This window comes from Paracoccus aestuarii, from assembly GCF_028553885.1.
Classification (GTDB): Bacteria; Pseudomonadota; Alphaproteobacteria; order Rhodobacterales; family Rhodobacteraceae; genus Paracoccus; species Paracoccus aestuarii.
Window position 1 is genome coordinate 457,096 of the sequence record NZ_CP067169.1, and the last position, 15,406, is coordinate 472,501.

A 15,406-nucleotide genomic window follows, 5' to 3' on the forward strand; every position below is an offset into this window, starting at 1 on the left:
ACTATCCAAGCGGGCCGGGGCGGCGTTCCTCGGACAGCATCACATTCGCCTCGACCTGGCCCACGCCGGGCAGGGTCATGATGCGGCGGCGCAGGATGCGTTCGAAATCGCTGATGTCGCGGGCGGTGATCCGCAGGCGATAGTCGAACTGGCCCAGCACATGCTGGACCAGCTGGACCTCGGGGATGGCGGTCACGGCGCGTTCGAAATCCTCGAGGCCGGTGCGGCCCTTGGCGGCCAGCTTGATGCCCAGAAAGACCGTCACACCGAAGCCGAGCGCCGCCGGGTCCAGCACCACGCGGCGCCCGGCAATCACGCCCGCATCCGTCAGCCGCCGGATGCGGCGCCAGGCGGCGGGTTGACCGATGCCAACGGCGCGGCCCAGGTCCGCCGCGCTGCGCGTCGCGTCGCCCGCCAGCAGGCGCAGGATCGCCAGGTCGGTCGCATCCAGATCGGTCACAGCGCCAATTCCCCGCTGTCCTTGATCGTCGCGACCAGCATCAGCGCGTCCAGTTCCGCGATATGGGGCAGGGTCAGGATGCGGTCGCGATAGACCTGCTGCCAATGCGCCATGTCCCGCGCGATGACAGATGCGCGCCAATCGACGCTGCCCAGAAAGGACTGGATCTCGATAACCTCGGGCACTTGGCGCAGGGCGGCCAGGAATTCGTCGAAGGCGCGGGGATTGGTTTTGTCCAGCGTGACGCGCAAGCTGACCTCGACCGCCCAGCCCATCGCGCGCCAGTCGATCCGCGCCTGCACGCCACGCAGCACCCCCGCCTCACGCATCCGCTCCAACCGCCGCCATAGCGCGGCGGTGGTCACGCCCGCGCGCTCGGCCAGGGCGGCATTCGATGCCTCGGGTTCGGCCAGCAGCTGGCGCAGGATGCGGCGATCGGTGCTATCGGGCATGAATGTCATACAGATTTCCATATCACGGCATGATCTTTTCGCAAGGTGGCCGGAAATGATGTCGATTGGCCGGGTATCCGCGCCCGCCGCGCGTTAGAACCGTCCCCAGAGACATGAGAGGATGAACCCATGCGCGTTTACTACGACCGCGATTGCGACGTGAACCTGATCAAGGACAAGAAGGTCGCGATCCTGGGCTATGGCAGCCAAGGCCACGCCCATGCCCTGAACCTGCGCGATTCGGGCGCCAAGAACGTTGTCGTCGCCCTGCGCGAGGGCAGCCCCTCGGCCAAGAAGGCCGAAGGCGAGGGCCTCAAGGTCATGGGCATCGCCGAAGCCGCCGCCTGGTGCGACGTGATCATGTTCACCATGCCGGACGAGCTGCAGGCCGAGACCTACAAGAAATACGTCCATGACAACCTGCGCGAGGGCGCGGCGATCGCCTTTGCCCACGGTCTGAACGTGCATTTCGGCCTGATCGAGCCCAAGCCCGGCGTCGATGTCATCATGATGGCCCCCAAGGGCCCGGGCCACACGGTCCGCGGCGAATACACCAAGGGCGGCGGCGTGCCCTGCCTGGTCGCGGTCCATCAGGACGCATCCGGCAAGGCGATGGATATCGGCCTGTCCTACTGCTCGGCCATCGGCGGCGGCCGCTCGGGCATCATCGAGACGAACTTCCGCGAGGAATGCGAAACCGACCTCTTCGGCGAGCAGGCGGTCCTCTGCGGCGGTCTGGTCGAGCTGATCCGCATGGGCTTCGAGACGCTGGTCGAGGCCGGCTACGAGCCCGAGATGGCCTATTTCGAATGCCTGCACGAGGTGAAGCTGATCGTCGACCTGATCTACGAGGGCGGCATCGCGAACATGAACTACTCGATCTCGAACACGGCGGAATACGGCGAATACGTATCCGGCCCGCGCATCCTGCCCTATGACGAGACCAAGGCCCGCATGAAGGCCGTGCTGCGCGACATCCAGTCGGGCAAGTTCGTCCGCGACTTCATGCAGGAGAACGCGGTCGGCCAGCCCTCGTTCAAGGCGACCCGCCGCCTGAACGACGAGCACCAGATCGAGCAGGTCGGCGCGAAACTGCGCGAGATGATGCCTTGGATCAGCAAGGGCAAGATGGTCGATCGTTCACGCAACTGAGACGGCAGACCGGGGGCTTCGCGCCCCCGGACCCCCGCGGGGTATTTCGGCAACGAAGAAGCGCATTCTCTGTTGCTGAAATACCCTGGGGGGAGTCCGAAGGACGGGGGGCAACGCCCCCCTTTCTTATGCCTGCAGCTTGTCCTGAGTGCGGTTCATGAAATCCGATGCGTCGTGACGCTCGTGAAGCTGTCCCGCCGGGTCGCCCGAGACGTTGTTGACCATGATGCCGCGCTGGACAGCGGGGCGTGCCGCAATTTCGGCCTGCCAGCGATGCAGGTTGCGATAGCTTTCCGCATCAAGGAAGGTCGCCGCATCGCCATAGGCGCCGCCGGTGATCAAGCGCCCGTACCATGGCCAGATCGCCATGTCGGCGATGGTGTAATCGTCGCCCGCGATGAACTGCGTCTCGGCCAGGCGCTTGTCCAGCAGGTCCAGCTGGCGCTTGACCTCCATGGTGAAGCGGTCGATCGCATATTCGATCTTGGTCGGCGCATAGGCATAGAAATGCCCGAACCCGCCCCCCAGATAGGGGCCCGCGCCCATCTGCCAGAACAGCCAGTTCAGCGTTTCTGTCCGCCCGGCAGCGTCCTTCGGCAGGAAGGCACCGTATTTCTCGGCCAGGTAGAGCAGGATCGACCCTGATTCGAAGGCCCGCTGTGGCGGGGTCGTCGAATGATCCATCAGTGCGGGGATCTTGCTGTTGGGGTTGGCCGCGACGAAGCCCGATCCGAACTGGTCGCCATCGCCGATCTTGATCAGCCAGGCGTCGTATTCGGCGTCATGGCCCGCCTCCAGCAGCTCCTCCAGCAGGATGGTGACCTTCTGCCCGTTGGGCGTCGCCAGCGAGTAGAGCTGCAGCGGATGCTTGCCCACGGGCAGGTCGCGGTCGAACTGGGCGCCGGCGGTGGGCTTGTTGATGCTGGCGAACTGGCCGCCATTCTCCTTGCCGGGGGCCCAGACCTTGGGTGGGGTGTATGCGTTGGTCATCACGTCTCCTGTCGATGCTTGGGGCAAAGATGTGGGTGCGGGCGGGGGACATCAACCGGCCCTTGCCATGTTCCTGATGTGTTCTATAGTCGCCCCATGTTGCCGCCCCGTGATCCTGACCAGCGTCTGAAGGCCCGCGGGGCCGATACCCGGCCCGCCGGGCGGTTCGAGCGCGAGACGCGCATCCGCGAATCCGACGATTGGGACATCCCCGAGGAGGAGGCCCTGCTGCGGACCGAGGTTGCGGTCGAACGGCCGCGCAGCATCATCACGCGCAACACCTCTCCGGACATCAGCTTTGATCGTTCGATCAACCCCTATCGGGGATGCGAGCATGGCTGCATCTATTGCTATGCCCGGCCCAGCCATGCCTATCTGGGCCTGTCGCCCGGCCTGGATTTCGAGACGCGCATCACCGCCAAGCCCGATGCCGCGGCGCTGCTGGTGCGGGAGCTGGGGCGGACTGGCTATCGCCCCGCGCCGATCGCCTTGGGGACCAATACCGACCCCTATCAGCCGGTCGAGGCGCGCTTGGCGATCATGCCGGGCATTCTGCGCGTGCTGCGCGACTGGAACCATCCGGTGACGCTGGTCACGCGGGGGCGGCTGGTGCTGCGCGACCTGGATCTGTGGGCGGAGCTGGCGGCGCGCGATCAGGCGGCGGTGGGGGTCAGCGTCACCACGCTGGACCCGGACCTGGCCCGGGCGTTGGAGCCGCGCGCGCCCGCGCCCGCCACCCGGCTGCGGATGATCCGCGATCTGTCGCGGGCGGGCGTGCCGGTCCGCGTGATGGTCGCCCCCGTCATCCCTGTCCTGACCGAGCCCGAGATCGAATCCATCCTGACCGCCGCGCGCGAGGCGGGCGCGACCACCGCCACGATGATCCCCCTGCGCCTGCCGCATGAGGTGGCGCCTCTGTTTCGCGACTGGCTGGATCGCCACCGCCCCGGCATGGCCGCCCATGTGATGAACCGGGTGCAGGACATGCGCGGCGGGCGCGACAACGATCCGCGATTCGGGCACAGGTTCCGGGGCGAGGGGCTGCATGCCGATCTGGCGATGCAGCGGTTCCGGCTGGCCCGGCGCAGGCTGGGATATCGCGAGGGCGGCCCGGCATTGGATTGCAGCCGATTCGGCCCCCCACCCAGGGCGGGGGACCAGCTGTCGCTGTTCTAGTGCCGGGCGCTGGCGAAGGCGCCCAGCTGGGCGGTGATCTGATCCAGGGTCGGCCGCGGGCCGCGGGGGCGGGTCTCCAGTGCCTCGCGCATGGCGCAAAGATGGGCGGGCATCGTCCCGCAGCAGCCGCCGATCACCTGCACGCCCATGTCGCGGGCCAGGCAGGCGTAATCGGCCATCAGCTCGGGCGTGCCGTCGTAATGGATGTCGCCATGCAGCAGATGCGGCACACCGGCATTGCCCTTGGCGATGATCGGGCGTTCATTGCCCGATGCCACGAAACCCGCCACGGTGCGCAGCAGGTCGGACGCGCCGATCCCGCAATTCGCGCCATAGGCGACGGGCGGGTTGGGCAGGGTCTCGACCGCGGCGGCCAGCTGCGAGGGGGTCACGCCCATCATCGTGCGCCCGGCCGTGTCGAAGCTGAGGCTGCCGCACCAAGCCATGCCCACGCGGCGGGCGGCCTCGGCCGCGGCGCGCAGCTCCTCCAGCGAGGCCAGCGTCTCGACCCACAGGATGTCGGCCCCGCCCTCGCGCAGGGCCTCGGCCTGCTGGTGGAACATCTCGACCGCGCGGGCATGGGTCAGGCTGCCCATGGGTGCCATGAATTCGCCGATCGGCCCCATCGAGCCCGCGACGATCACCGGGCGCCCCGCGGCATCGGCCACCTCGCGCGCGATGGCGGCTGCCTGGCGGTTCAGATCGGTGACCTGGTCAGCCAGGCCCGGCAGGCGCATCCGGCTGGCATTGGCGGCGAAGCTGTTGGTCAGGAACAGGTCCGACCCCGCATCCACCGCGGCGCGGTAATGGCGGGCCACCTCGGCCGGGCGGGTCAGGTTCCACAGCTCGGCCGGTTCCTGGCCCAGCCCCATGTTCATCAGCGCGGTGCCCGTGGCGCCGTCGGCCAGCACATGCGGGCTGCGCGCCAGCATCCGGCTCAGCGGATCGGTCATGGTCGCTTTCCTTCGCTGCGGGTTCATCTGTCCCGCCCAGAGATCGCCTATGATCTGGTCCATGCTAGTCCGTCGCTTCGGGGGTGGCAATTTCCGCATCAACGAACGAAAAACCGCGCCGGTTTCCCGGCGCGGCAATTTGTCTGGACGTTTTTCGACCGGCGATCAGTTGCGGTCGTCGCCCTCGTCGTCATTGGCGGCGCCGATGTCGTCGAACAGCTCGGCGATCTCGAATTCGGCCTCGGCATCGGCCTCGGCGGCCAGGTCCTGGATGGACTTGCCCTGGGCCTGCAGCTCGGCCTCTTCGGCGGAACGGGCGACGTTCATGGTGATGGTCGCCTCGACCTCCGGGTGCAGCACGACGGTGACGTCATGCAGGCCCAGATCCTTGATCGGCTCGCGCAGCACGACCGACTTGCGGTCGACGGTGAAGCCGGCCTCGGTCGCGGCCTCGGCGGCGTCACGCGTGGTGACCGAACCATAGAGCGCGCCCGAATCCGATGCGGAACGAATGACCACGAAGGTCTGGCCGTCTAGCTTGTCGGCGATCTTCTGGGCTTCGGCCTTCGACTCCGCGTTGCGGGTCTCCAGCTGCGCCTTCTGGCCTTCGAATGCCTTGATGTTGGCTTCCGAGGCGCGCAGCGCCTTGCCCTGCGGCAGCAGGAAGTTGCGGGCAAAGCCTTGCTTGACGTTCACGACGTCGCCCATCTGGCCCAGCTTGGCCACACGTTCCAGCAGGATGACTTGCATCTCTCAGGCCTCCTTACTTCACGACATAGGGCAGCAGGGCCAGGAAACGCGCGCGCTTGATGGCACGGGCCAGCTCGCGTTGTTTCTTGGCCGAGACGGCGGTGATGCGCGAGGGCACGATCTTGCCGCGTTCGCTGATGTAGCGCTGCAGCAGGCGGGTATCCTTGTAGTCGATCGCGGGTGCGTTATCGCCCGAGAACGGGCAGACCTTGCGACGACGGAAGAAGGGTTTGTTGGCCATTCGTCAGATCCTTTCAGTTCCGCTCGCGGCGTTCGCCGCCGCGATCACCACGGTCGCCACCACGGTCACCGCGGTCGCCGCGATCACCACGGTCGCCGCGCGGACGGTCGCCACGCTCTTCGCGCTTCTGCATCTGGACCGAGGGGCCCTCCTGATGCTCGTCCACGCGGATGGTCATGACGCGCATCACGTCGTCATGCAGGCGCGCCAGGCGTTCCATTTCCAGCACCGCGTCCGAGGGGGCGTCGGTGCGCAGGAAGGCGTAATGGCCCTTGCGGTTCTTGTTGATCTTGTAGGCCAGGGTGCGCACACCCCAGTATTCATGTTCAACGACCTTGCCGCCGTTATCGGCGAGAACGGTCGAGAAATGTTCGATCAGCCCTTCGGCCTGCGTGTTCGACAGGTCCTGGCGGGCGATCAGCACATGCTCATACAGAGGCATGGCGATCCTTTCGGTTTCTATGCGCATTTCATCGACGGGTCGTCCCTTCCGCACCCGTCACGAGAGGCTGCGCGTTGCAAAGATGGCAGGCGGAAGGATGCGGCTTTCTAGCAGCAAAACCCGCGGATGCAAGGCGATTCGCCGCGGCGGATTTTAGGCATCAGGGGGGTTCACAGACGGCGCGGGCCGCATATATTCATCACACGGAATATGAAAACGGGAGATTTCGCCATGTTCACCAGGGAAAGCCCCTCGCGCGGGGCCGGTTCGCCGCATGTGCTGGGGTTCTGGGACAAGCCCACGGGCAGCTGCCAATATCTGGTCTGGGACCCCGCGACGCGGCAGGCTGCGCTGATCGACGTGGTCCAGGAATTCGATCCGCGCGCCGCCTCGACCCGCCATGACGCGGCCCGATGGGCGCTGGACCAGATCGAGGCGCGCGGCCTGACCCTGGCCTGGATTCTGGACACCCATCCCCATGCGGACCACCTGATGGCCTCGGCCTGGCTGAAGGAGCGGACCGGCGTGCCTAATGCCATCGGCGAGAAGGTCACCGACATCGCCCGCCTGTGGGAGGATCACTACAACCTGCCCGGCGCCTTCGACCCGGCGGCCGATTTCGACCGCCTGCTGGCCGATGGCGAGACCTTTGCCCTGGGCGATCTGACCGTGCGGGTGATGCTGCATTCCGGCCATACCCTGGGGTCGATCACCTATGTCATCGGGGACGCGGCCTTCGTGCATGACACCTTCATGCAGCCCGATGTGGGCACCAGCCGCGCCGATTTCCCGGGCGGCAATTCCTCCGAGCTCTATGACAGCCTGACCTCGATCCTGTCCCTGCCTGACGAGACGCGGCTGTTCGTAGGCCACGATTACGGCACCGACGATCGCGACGACCCGGAATGGGAGGCGACGGTGGCCGAGCACAAGGCCTCGAACGCGCATATGGGGGGCGGCACCTCACGCGCGGATTTCATCGCGCTGCGCGATGCGCGCGACGCGACGCTGCCGCTGCCCGACCGCATCCTGCATGCGCTGCAGGTCAACCTGCGGGCGGGGCGGCTGCCGGAACCGGAATCCGACGGGCGCAGTTACTTCAAGATCCCAGCGAACCGTTTCACCGACAAGTTCAAGGACCCCACCGCATGAAGACCGAGACCGTCGAGGGCGGCACGTTGGAGACCTGGTCCGTGGACGAGGTCGCCCGCGCCCTGGCCGCGGACGAGATCGCCCTGATCGACGTGCGCACGCCCCCCGAATACATGCAGGAACAGGTCGAGGGTGCGCTGCTGGCGCCGATGGCCTTCATCATCCCCGAGCGCCTGCCCTTGGACGGGGAAAAGCCGGTGCTGCTCTATTGCGGCAGCTCCAAGCGGTCCGAGGCGGTGGCGCGACGCATCCTGGGCGCCGGGGTCACCGACCGCATCGCCCATATGCAGGGCGGTTTCGCCGCCTGGAAGGAGGCCGGCCAGCCCTATCGCGGCACCGACATGGCGACGGGCGCGCCGGTGATGATGGGCGGCTGATCGCCCCTTGCGCCGGTCGGGCGGCCCGGCCAATCTGCCCGGCGCAGGAACAGGGGGGCCGCCATGGCGCTGGAAGACGCAAAGACCCAGGTCGATCAGGCCTTCACGCGCGAGAGCCTGCGCGGGCTGTCGTTTGAGAACGCCTTCGGCGGCGCGACCAGCTTTCTGCGCCGCCGCTATACCAAGGACCTGACCGGGGTGGATGTGGCGGTGACCGGCATCCCCTTCGACCAGGCGGTGACGCACCGGCCCGGCGCGCGCTTCGGCCCCCGCGCGGTGCGCGAGGCATCGACCCTTCAGGCCTTCGACGCGCCCTATGGCTGGGGCTATGATCCGCTGTCGGTGATGGATGTTGTGGATTACGGCGACATGGCGTTCGACTATGCGGCGGTGCGCGACGTGCCCGCCCGGATCGAGGCGCATCTGGGCGCCATCCTGGATGCGGGCGCGGCGCCGGTGACCTTGGGGGGCGATCATTTCATCACCCTGCCGATCCTGCGGGCGGTGGCGGCGCGACGGGGGCCGGTGGCCCTGATCCAGTTCGACGCCCATTCCGACACCTGGGCCGATGACGATCCGGACCGGATCGATCACGGCACCTTCCTCTACAAGGCGATCCGCGAGGGGCTGGTCAATCCGGCGGCCGCGGTCTCGGTGGGGATCCGCACCGACAACCCGGACACGATAGGGGTGATGATCCTGGATGCGCCTTCGGTGCATCGGGACGGGGTCGAGGCGACGCTGGCGCGGATCCGCGACGCCGTGGGGGACAGGCCCTGCTATCTGACCTTCGACATCGACGCGCTGGACCCGGCCTTTGCGCCTGGGACGGGCACGCCGGTCTGGGGGGGCTTGGCCAGCTGGCAGGCAGCGGCGCTGCTGCGCGGGCTTGCGGGGGTGGATCTGATCGGCGGCGACGTGGTCGAGGTCTCGCCGCCCTATGACACGACCGGCGCCACGGCGATCGCGGGCGCGCATGTCGCGATGGAGCTGATCGCGCTGCTGGGCTGGAACCGCCGATGAATTGCGTCCCGCGACGCGCCGGGGGGCTGCGCGCCCCCCGGACCCCCCCGGCGCCGCGCCCGTGGCGGGCGCTTGTCCTGACGCAGGCCGGGGGGTAATCGGGACCGATGTTGCCCCAGGACCGCCTCGACCAGATCTCCGCGCGTTTCGAGTTTCTCGAGGCGCAGCTGAACGCGGGCGCCGCGCCCGACCGCATCGCCACGATCAGCCGCGAATATGCCGAGCTGAAGCCCGTCATCGCCCAGATCGACCGCTGGCGCGCCAGCCGCGACGGGCTGGCCGAGGCCCGCGCCATGCTGGCCGATCCCGAGATGCGGGAACTGGCCGAGGACGAGCTGCGCCGGCTGGAGGCCGAGCTGCCCGCGCTGGAACAGGACCTGCGCATCGCGCTGTTGCCGCGCGACGCGGCCGATGCCCGCCCGGCCATCCTGGAGATCCGTCCGGGCACCGGCGGTGACGAGGCCGCGCTGTTCGCGGGCGACCTGCTGGAGATGTATCGCCGCCATGCCGAGGCCCAAGGCTGGCAGTTCCAGATGCTGGAGCTGACCCGGACCGAGCTGGGCGGCGTCAAGGAGGCCATCGCCCGGATTGCGGGCGAGGGGGTCTTTGCGCGGCTGAAATACGAATCGGGGGTGCATAGGGTCCAGCGCGTGCCCACGACCGAATCGGGCGGGCGCATCCATACCAGCGCGGCCACCGTCGCCGTCCTGCCCGAGGCCGCCGAGGACGTCGAGATCGACATTCCCGCAGCCGACATCCGCATCGACACGATGCGCGCATCCGGCGCGGGCGGCCAGCACGTCAACACCACCGATTCGGCGGTGCGCATCACCCATCTGCCCACCGGCATCGTCGTCACCAGTTCCGAGAAGTCCCAGCACCAGAACCGCGCCAACGCGATGGCGGTGCTGCGCGCGCGTCTGTACGATATGCAGCGCGCGGCGGCCGATGCCGAACGCGCCGCCGACCGCCGCGCCCAGGTGGGCAGCGGCGACCGGTCCGAACGCATCCGCACCTACAACTTTCCGCAGGGCCGCATGACCGATCACCGCATCAACCTGACGCTCTATGCGCTGGACCGCATCATGGCGGGTGACCTGACCGAGACCATCGACGCGCTGACCGCCCATGACCAGGCGGCCCGGCTGGCGGCCGAGACATGAGGCTGTCTGACGCCCAGGCCCAAGGGGCCGCCCTGCTGCGCGCGGCGGGCGTCGAGGGTGCGTCCCGCGACGCCGACCGCATCCTGGCCGCGGTGCTGGGGATCGAGCCCGGCCAGCTGCGCATCACCGACGACCGCCTGCTGAGCGCCACCGAATCGGGCGAGTTCAACCGCGGCATCGCCGCCCGTGCCCTGCGCCAGCCTGTGGCCCAGATCACCGGGTTCCGCGATTTCTGGGCGCATCGCTTCAAGGTCACACGCGACACGCTGGACCCCCGCCCCGAGACCGAAGCCTTGGTCGAGGCCGCGCTGGCCCGCCCGTGGGACAGCGTGCTGGACCTGGGAACGGGGACGGGGGCGATCCTGATCTCGGTTCTGGCGGCGCGTCCGGGGGCGCGGGGCACGGGGACCGACATCTCGGAGGCGGCGCTGCAGGTGGCGCGGTTCAACGCGCGCCGGATCGGCGTCGATGCACGGTTCCGGCAGGCGGACTGGTTCCAGGGGGTCGAGGGGCGGTTCGACCTGATCCTGTCCAACCCCCCCTATATCGCCCAGGCCGAGATGGCCGGGCTGGCGCCCGATGTGCGCGACTGGGAACCGCATCAGGCGCTGACCGATGGCGGCGACGGGCTGGGGGCCTATCGCGCGATCGCGGCGGGCGCCTGCGACCATCTGACGCCCAAGGGCGCCGTTCTGGTCGAGATCGGGCCCAGCCAGGGGGCGGCGGTCTCGGCGCTTTTTGCGCAGGCGGGGGCGGCGGTGCGCGTGCTGCCGGACCTGGACGGGCGCGACCGGGTGGTTCTGGCGGATTTCGCGCGAAAACAGGCCGGTTGACGCCGCATCGCGGGCATTTGCGACAGTTTGGGCTTGTCTCGCCCTGCGGGGCATGGTTAGTCATCGGCGTGCGACAGGCAAGCTGCCGTCGCATGGGTCAGCCTGACACTGCCGATTCCCGACGGGCGCAAGCGATGCGCCATGCCCGGGCCGAAGCAGGGCTGAACGGAGTGGTCACAGCCCCCGTAGCCGTTCGACACCGCCGCCCAGCTTGCCCTGGCATCCCGACGCTCAGAAACCTTACAGACAGACTGATGAGATCATCCAAATCCCGCTCGCGTAGCAAATCGAACCGCCAGCGCACGCTGGGGAACATCGTCAACCGCGTCTTCGACAGCTCGGGGCCGGAAGGGAAGGTGCGTGGCACCCCCCAGCAGATCATCGAGAAATACCTGACCCTGGCGCGCGACGCCCAGCTGTCCGGCGACCGCGTCGCCGAGCAGAGCTTCTTCCAGCATGCCGAACACTATACCCGCATGCTGGGCGAGGCGCAGCGCGAAATGGCCGAGCGGCAGGGCCAGAACGGTCAAGGCCAAGGCGGGCAGGGCCAGAACGGCCATCACCAGCCGCGCCATGGCGATGACGAGGGCCAGCCCCGCGACAATCACGGTCGCGACCATCAGCCCCGCGACAACCAGGGCCGCGATAACCAAGGTCGTGATCATCAGGGGCGCGACAGCCAGTCCCGCGATCACCAACCCCGCGATCATCAGCCCCGCGATCACCAGAACCGGGACCATCAGCGCCGCGAGCCGGAGGCGGAGGCCCGCCCCGCCCCGGCCGAGACGCGCCCCGAGCCGCAGCCGGAATCCCGGCCCGAGCCGGTGCAGCCGGCCCTGCCGGATGTCAGCGCCGGGGACGATCAGGGATCGCATCCCGTCGCCACCCCGGAAAGCCAGGACGCGCCCAAGACGCCGCGCCCGCGCAGCACCCGGGCCCGTACCCCGCGCAGCCCGGCGGGCACCACGCCCACTCGCAGCCGCCGCAAGCCCGCGGCCGAGGGCGATGCCCCGGCCCCCGCGCCCGAACCGCAGGGCGATCCGCAGGATTGACGAAAAAGGGGCGCATCGACCGATGCGCCCCTTTTTCGTCTTCGGCCCGATCCGGTCCTCAGCCGCGCGCGGCCTTCAGGGCGCGGGCCAGGGCGCAGAAGCGGTCCAGCCCGATCTCCTCGGCGCGGGCGGTGGGGGGGATGCCGACCTCCTCCAGCAGGGCCTCGATGCGGGGATGCAGGGATTTCAGGCTGGCGCGCAGCATCTTGCGCCGCTGGTTGAAGCCCGCCGCCGTCACCTGCGACAGGACCTGCGCATCGGCGGGAAAGCGCGGCTCGGGCAGGGCGGTCAGCTGGACGACGGCGGAATGGACCTTGGGCGCGGGCACGAAGGCCTCGGGCGGCAGGGACATCACGATGCGCGCATCCGCCCGCCACTGGGCCAGGATCGCCAGCCGCCCATAGGCCTTGGAGCCGGGGGCGGCGACGATGCGCTCGGCCACCTCCTTCTGGAACATCAGGGTCAGGGATTGCCAGAAGGGCGGCCAGTCGCGCGGCGTCAGCCAGCGGATCAGCAGCTCGGTGCCCACATTATAGGGAAGGTTCGCGGCGATGCGGATCGGCGGCGTCAGATGCGCCAAGGGGTCGATCTGCAGCGCGTCGCCGCTGATGACGGTCAGCCGGCCGGGATAGGCATCCGCGATCTGCTGCAGCGCGGGCAGGGCGCGGGGGTCCTTTTCGATGGCCAGGACATGGCGCGCGCCCTGGGCCAGCAGGCCCCGGGTCAGCCCGCCCGGGCCGGGGCCGATCTCGAGCACGTCGCAATCGGTCAGGTCGCCCGCTTGGCGCGCGATCTTGGCGGTCAGGTTCAGGTCCAGCAGGAAGTTCTGGCCCAGCTGCTTCTTGGCGCGCAGGTCATGGGTCGCGATCACCTCGCGCAGGGGGGGCAGGTCGTCGATCATCGCGTGGTCCTGGGGGTGAGAGTGCGCCAGTGGGTATTTGCGCAACGGAGAGGCATCAGCCGCGGTGCCCCGCCATCTGCGCCGCGAGCGTGAGGGCGGCGATGGTCGACGAGGGATCGGCCAGGCCCTTGCCCGCGATGTCGAAGGCGGTGCCGTGATCGGGCGAGGTGCGGATGAAGGGCAGGCCGAGCGTCACGTTCACGCCGCCGTCGAAATCCAGCGTCTTGATCGGGATCAGGCCCTGGTCATGATAGCAGGCGATCGCGGCGTCGTAGCGGGCGCGGGCGGGGGCGTGGAACATCGTGTCGGCAGGGTGGGGGCCGGTGACATGCAGGCCCTCGGCGCGCAGGCGGGCGATCAGGGGGGCGATCAGGTCGCGGTCCTGGCGGCCCATCAGGCCGCCTTCGCCGGCATGCGGGTTGAGGCCCGCCACCGCGATGCGCGGCGCGGTCAGGCCGAAATCGCGGATCAGGGCGGCATGGGTCAGGCGGATCGCCTGGTCCAGCGCCTGTTCGGTCAGGGCCGCGGGCACGTCGGCCAGGGGGATGTGGATGGTCGCGGGCACCACCCGGCAGGGCGGCGTCACCGTGGTCGAGGCCAGCATCATCGCAACCGGCACCCCGCCCGCCAGATGCGCCAGGAATTCGGTATGGCCCGGAAAGGCGAAGCCCGCGCCGCGGATCAGCGCCTCCTTGCTGATGGGGGCTGTGCAGATGGCCGCGACGCGGCCCGACATCGCCAGATCCACCGCGCGGCGGATCACGGCGATCACGTCCGGCGCATGGGCGGGGTCGGGGCGGCCGGGCGTGGCCGGGCCCGCGAAGTCATGGCGCAGCACCGGCAGATGGCCCGGCGGCACGGGGTCGTCGGGATCCGTGACCTGCGTCCAGGCGGCCCCCTGGGGCAGGTGGCGCGGATCGCCCATCCAGACCAGGTCCGCCCCCGCGGCCAGCGCCAGCGGGGCCAGTTCCGGCCCCACCCCCGCCGGTTCGCCGCAGGTCAGCAGGATGCGCGCCATCAGGGTCGCCGGATGATCGCATCGGCGCGCAGATCGGCCAGCAGCCCTTCGGCGGCGGTGTTGATCTTGCGGTTGAAGAGCTGGCTGCGGACCTCCTCGCGCGTGGGGATGCCGGGGGCGGACTGGCGCGGCACGGCGTTTTCCACCCCGTCGGGCGGCAGGGCGGTGGTCGCGACATCGGGCTGGGCCGCCAGCGCGGGCTGGCGCGAGCAGAGCATCACCAGATCGGCGCCCTCGCCCGCGGGGACCACGCCCGCCTCGTCCGCGTCCAGCGATGCCAGGCGCAGCGCGATGGCCTGGGGGATCTGGCCCTGCGGCGCGGTCTGGCGGCGCACCTGGGGCGCGACATCGGGGCCGGCCTGGACATAGAGGTCGTCGCAGCTGCGCGTCACCGCGGCCAGCTGGGCGGCCTGGGCGGGCGATGCCAGGCGCAGCACCATGTAGTCCAGCACCTGTTCGCGTGCGCCGGGGCGCAGCGTGCCTTGGGCGTCGCGCAGATGGAACAGGACCACCGCGCCCTCGACCGGCAAAGGCGCGGTCGTCTGGCCCGGCTGCAGGGCGGTGATGATCGGCCGGAGCGAGGGCGGCAGGTCGTCCAGCGCCAGCATCTCCAGCCGGCCGCCGGCCTCGGCCGAGGGTACGGCGGAATATTGCCGCGCGGCCTCGGCGAATTGCGCCTCGGTCGGGCGCGAGCCCGAGATGCGTTCAGCCAGGGCCAGGGCCTGCCCTTCCTGGCCCGGGGGTGCGGGGATGATCAGTTCGGACAGCAGCACCCGGTCGATGATCGGCGTCTCGATCAGGCGCTGGAGTTCCTGGTCCACCTCGGCATCCGAGATCTGGACCCGCGGCAGCAGGCGGGCGCGCACGACCTCGCGCCAGACGGTGCCGGCCTCGACGAAGTCGCGGAACACCCCCGCCTCGACCCCGCCGCGTTCCAGCTGGGCGATGAAGCCCGCCGCGTCCAGCCCGGCGCGGCCGGCGAATTCCTCCATCCCCTCCTCCAGGCCCTGGGGGGTGATCTGGACGCCCAGGTCACGCGCCGCCTGGACGCGCAGCCGGTCGTCGATCAGCGACTGTTCGGCGGCCGACGCGCTGGCATCGGGGGCGCCGATGATCTGCATGAAGCGCATGCGCTGGTCGACCTCGTAGCGGGTCACGGCGCTGTCATTCACATAGACGGCGGGCGCGAACAGGTTCTGCGCGGCCGCGCCGCCCGCCGCGCCTGTGGCGATGACCGCCGCCAGGGCGATGCCCGAAAGGAAATGCCGCAT

General features: G+C 69.2%; 18 protein-coding genes. 8 read left to right on the forward strand and 10 right to left on the reverse strand.

Annotated elements, in window-relative coordinates; translation table 11 throughout:
• Position 1: 1 nt before the first annotated feature.
• Positions 2–460, reverse strand: a complete 459-nt coding sequence (locus JHW48_RS02290; protein WP_119884877.1) for an Lrp/AsnC family transcriptional regulator — start codon at positions 458–460, stop codon at positions 2–4.
• Positions 457–912, reverse strand: coding sequence for an Lrp/AsnC family transcriptional regulator (locus JHW48_RS02295; RefSeq protein ID WP_119884898.1), 456 nt, complete (start codon positions 910–912; stop codon positions 457–459). The genes JHW48_RS02290 and JHW48_RS02295 overlap by 4 nt, the downstream gene beginning before the upstream one ends.
• A 129-nt stretch (positions 913–1,041) precedes the next feature.
• Between JHW48_RS02295 and ilvC the strand changes: the two genes are divergently transcribed.
• On the forward strand, positions 1,042–2,064 hold the full coding sequence (ilvC, locus tag JHW48_RS02300) for a ketol-acid reductoisomerase (protein WP_119884878.1): 1,023 nt from the start codon (positions 1,042–1,044) through the stop codon (positions 2,062–2,064).
• A 126-nt stretch (positions 2,065–2,190) separates the two neighbouring features.
• Here the strand turns inward: ilvC and yghU are convergent, their stop codons facing one another.
• Positions 2,191–3,054, reverse strand: coding sequence for a glutathione-dependent disulfide-bond oxidoreductase (gene yghU, locus JHW48_RS02305; RefSeq protein ID WP_119884879.1), 864 nt, complete (start codon positions 3,052–3,054; stop codon positions 2,191–2,193).
• Positions 3,055–3,150: 96 nt separating this feature from the next.
• On the opposite strand from yghU, the gene JHW48_RS02310 reads away from it, so the two are divergent.
• Positions 3,151–4,230, forward strand: a complete 1,080-nt coding sequence (locus JHW48_RS02310) for a PA0069 family radical SAM protein (RefSeq protein WP_119884880.1) — start codon at positions 3,151–3,153, stop codon at positions 4,228–4,230.
• Here the strand turns inward: JHW48_RS02310 and bmt are convergent.
• The 4 genes from bmt to rpsF all read right to left on the reverse strand — a co-directional run bounded on the left by bmt (position 4,227) and on the right by rpsF (position 6,616).
• A complete protein-coding gene (gene bmt, locus JHW48_RS02315) occupies positions 4,227–5,183 on the reverse strand; it encodes a betaine--homocysteine S-methyltransferase (protein WP_119884881.1) in 957 nt (318 codons plus the stop codon). The two genes, JHW48_RS02310 and bmt, sit on opposite strands and share 4 nt — an antisense overlap.
• Before the next feature lie 165 nt (positions 5,184–5,348).
• On the reverse strand, positions 5,349–5,933 hold the full coding sequence (gene rplI, locus JHW48_RS02320) for a 50S ribosomal protein L9 (RefSeq protein ID WP_119884882.1): 585 nt from the start codon (positions 5,931–5,933) through the stop codon (positions 5,349–5,351).
• Between the two features lie 13 nt (positions 5,934–5,946).
• Positions 5,947–6,174: a 30S ribosomal protein S18 gene (gene rpsR / locus JHW48_RS02325; RefSeq protein ID WP_042247758.1), complete on the reverse strand. Its 228-nt coding sequence runs from the start codon at positions 6,172–6,174 to the stop codon at positions 5,947–5,949.
• Positions 6,175–6,187: 13 nt separating this feature from the next.
• A complete protein-coding gene (rpsF, locus tag JHW48_RS02330; protein WP_119884883.1) occupies positions 6,188–6,616 on the reverse strand; it encodes a 30S ribosomal protein S6 in 429 nt (142 codons plus the stop codon).
• A 231-nt stretch (positions 6,617–6,847) separates the two neighbouring features.
• Here rpsF and JHW48_RS02335 point away from each other — a divergent pair, with 231 nt between their 5' ends.
• The 6 genes from JHW48_RS02335 to JHW48_RS02360 all read left to right on the forward strand — a co-directional run bounded on the left by JHW48_RS02335 (position 6,848) and on the right by JHW48_RS02360 (position 12,216).
• Positions 6,848–7,768 carry an MBL fold metallo-hydrolase gene (locus JHW48_RS02335; protein WP_119884884.1) on the forward strand — a complete coding sequence of 307 codons (921 nt, stop codon included), beginning with the start codon at positions 6,848–6,850 and terminating at the stop codon, positions 7,766–7,768.
• Positions 7,765–8,145, forward strand: a complete 381-nt coding sequence (locus JHW48_RS02340; RefSeq protein ID WP_119884885.1) for a rhodanese-like domain-containing protein — start codon at positions 7,765–7,767, stop codon at positions 8,143–8,145. Before JHW48_RS02335 ends, JHW48_RS02340 begins: the two co-directional genes overlap by 4 nt.
• A gap of 63 nt (positions 8,146–8,208) precedes the next feature.
• The gene (gene speB, locus JHW48_RS02345) at positions 8,209–9,168 is read left to right on the forward strand and encodes an agmatinase (protein ID WP_119884886.1); all 960 of its coding nucleotides are present in this window, start codon (positions 8,209–8,211) and stop codon (positions 9,166–9,168) included.
• Positions 9,169–9,275: 107 nt separating this feature from the next.
• Complete coding sequence (prfA, locus tag JHW48_RS02350; protein ID WP_119884887.1) at positions 9,276–10,331, forward strand: peptide chain release factor 1; 1,056 nt, start codon at positions 9,276–9,278, stop codon at positions 10,329–10,331.
• The gene (gene prmC / locus JHW48_RS02355; RefSeq protein ID WP_119884888.1) at positions 10,328–11,164 is read left to right on the forward strand and encodes a peptide chain release factor N(5)-glutamine methyltransferase; all 837 of its coding nucleotides are present in this window, start codon (positions 10,328–10,330) and stop codon (positions 11,162–11,164) included. The genes prfA and prmC overlap by 4 nt, the downstream gene beginning before the upstream one ends.
• Positions 11,165–11,418: 254 nt before the next feature.
• The gene (locus JHW48_RS02360; protein WP_119884889.1) at positions 11,419–12,216 is read left to right on the forward strand and encodes a DUF4167 domain-containing protein; all 798 of its coding nucleotides are present in this window, start codon (positions 11,419–11,421) and stop codon (positions 12,214–12,216) included.
• A gap of 58 nt (positions 12,217–12,274) precedes the next feature.
• Here JHW48_RS02360 and rsmA read toward each other — a convergent pair whose 3' ends face one another.
• From rsmA to JHW48_RS02375, 3 genes are read right to left on the reverse strand one after another with little or no spacing between them, the layout of a single operon-like run.
• Positions 12,275–13,117, reverse strand: coding sequence for a 16S rRNA (adenine(1518)-N(6)/adenine(1519)-N(6))-dimethyltransferase RsmA (gene rsmA, locus JHW48_RS02365; protein ID WP_119884890.1), 843 nt, complete (start codon positions 13,115–13,117; stop codon positions 12,275–12,277).
• Positions 13,118–13,172: 55 nt separating this feature from the next.
• Complete coding sequence (gene pdxA / locus JHW48_RS02370) at positions 13,173–14,138, reverse strand: 4-hydroxythreonine-4-phosphate dehydrogenase PdxA (protein WP_272835842.1); 966 nt, start codon at positions 14,136–14,138, stop codon at positions 13,173–13,175.
• Positions 14,135–15,406, reverse strand: coding sequence for a peptidylprolyl isomerase (locus JHW48_RS02375; protein ID WP_119887858.1), 1,272 nt, complete (start codon positions 15,404–15,406; stop codon positions 14,135–14,137). The genes pdxA and JHW48_RS02375 overlap by 4 nt, the downstream gene beginning before the upstream one ends.

Coding starts and splice junctions, on each gene's coding strand:
- JHW48_RS02295 (WP_119884898.1), bottom strand. CDS start 912: ATGCCCGATAGCACCGATCGCCGCATCCTGCGCCAGCTGCTGGCCGAA.
- ilvC (WP_119884878.1), top strand. CDS start 1,042: ATGCGCGTTTACTACGACCGCGATTGCGACGTGAACCTGATCAAGGAC.
- yghU (WP_119884879.1), bottom strand. CDS start 3,054: ATGACCAACGCATACACCCCACCCAAGGTCTGGGCCCCCGGCAAGGAG.
- JHW48_RS02310 (WP_119884880.1), top strand. CDS start 3,151: ATGTTGCCGCCCCGTGATCCTGACCAGCGTCTGAAGGCCCGCGGGGCC.
- bmt (WP_119884881.1), bottom strand. CDS start 5,183: ATGACCGATCCGCTGAGCCGGATGCTGGCGCGCAGCCCGCATGTGCTG.
- rplI (WP_119884882.1), bottom strand. CDS start 5,933: ATGCAAGTCATCCTGCTGGAACGTGTGGCCAAGCTGGGCCAGATGGGC.
- rpsR (WP_042247758.1), bottom strand. CDS start 6,174: ATGGCCAACAAACCCTTCTTCCGTCGTCGCAAGGTCTGCCCGTTCTCG.
- rpsF (WP_119884883.1), bottom strand. CDS start 6,616: ATGCCTCTGTATGAGCATGTGCTGATCGCCCGCCAGGACCTGTCGAAC.
- JHW48_RS02335 (WP_119884884.1), top strand. CDS start 6,848: ATGTTCACCAGGGAAAGCCCCTCGCGCGGGGCCGGTTCGCCGCATGTG.
- JHW48_RS02340 (WP_119884885.1), top strand. CDS start 7,765: ATGAAGACCGAGACCGTCGAGGGCGGCACGTTGGAGACCTGGTCCGTG.
- speB (WP_119884886.1), top strand. CDS start 8,209: ATGGCGCTGGAAGACGCAAAGACCCAGGTCGATCAGGCCTTCACGCGC.
- prfA (WP_119884887.1), top strand. CDS start 9,276: ATGTTGCCCCAGGACCGCCTCGACCAGATCTCCGCGCGTTTCGAGTTT.
- prmC (WP_119884888.1), top strand. CDS start 10,328: ATGAGGCTGTCTGACGCCCAGGCCCAAGGGGCCGCCCTGCTGCGCGCG.
- JHW48_RS02360 (WP_119884889.1), top strand. CDS start 11,419: ATGAGATCATCCAAATCCCGCTCGCGTAGCAAATCGAACCGCCAGCGC.
- rsmA (WP_119884890.1), bottom strand. CDS start 13,117: ATGATCGACGACCTGCCCCCCCTGCGCGAGGTGATCGCGACCCATGAC.
- JHW48_RS02375 (WP_119887858.1), bottom strand. CDS start 15,406: ATGCGGCATTTCCTTTCGGGCATCGCCCTGGCGGCGGTCATCGCCACA.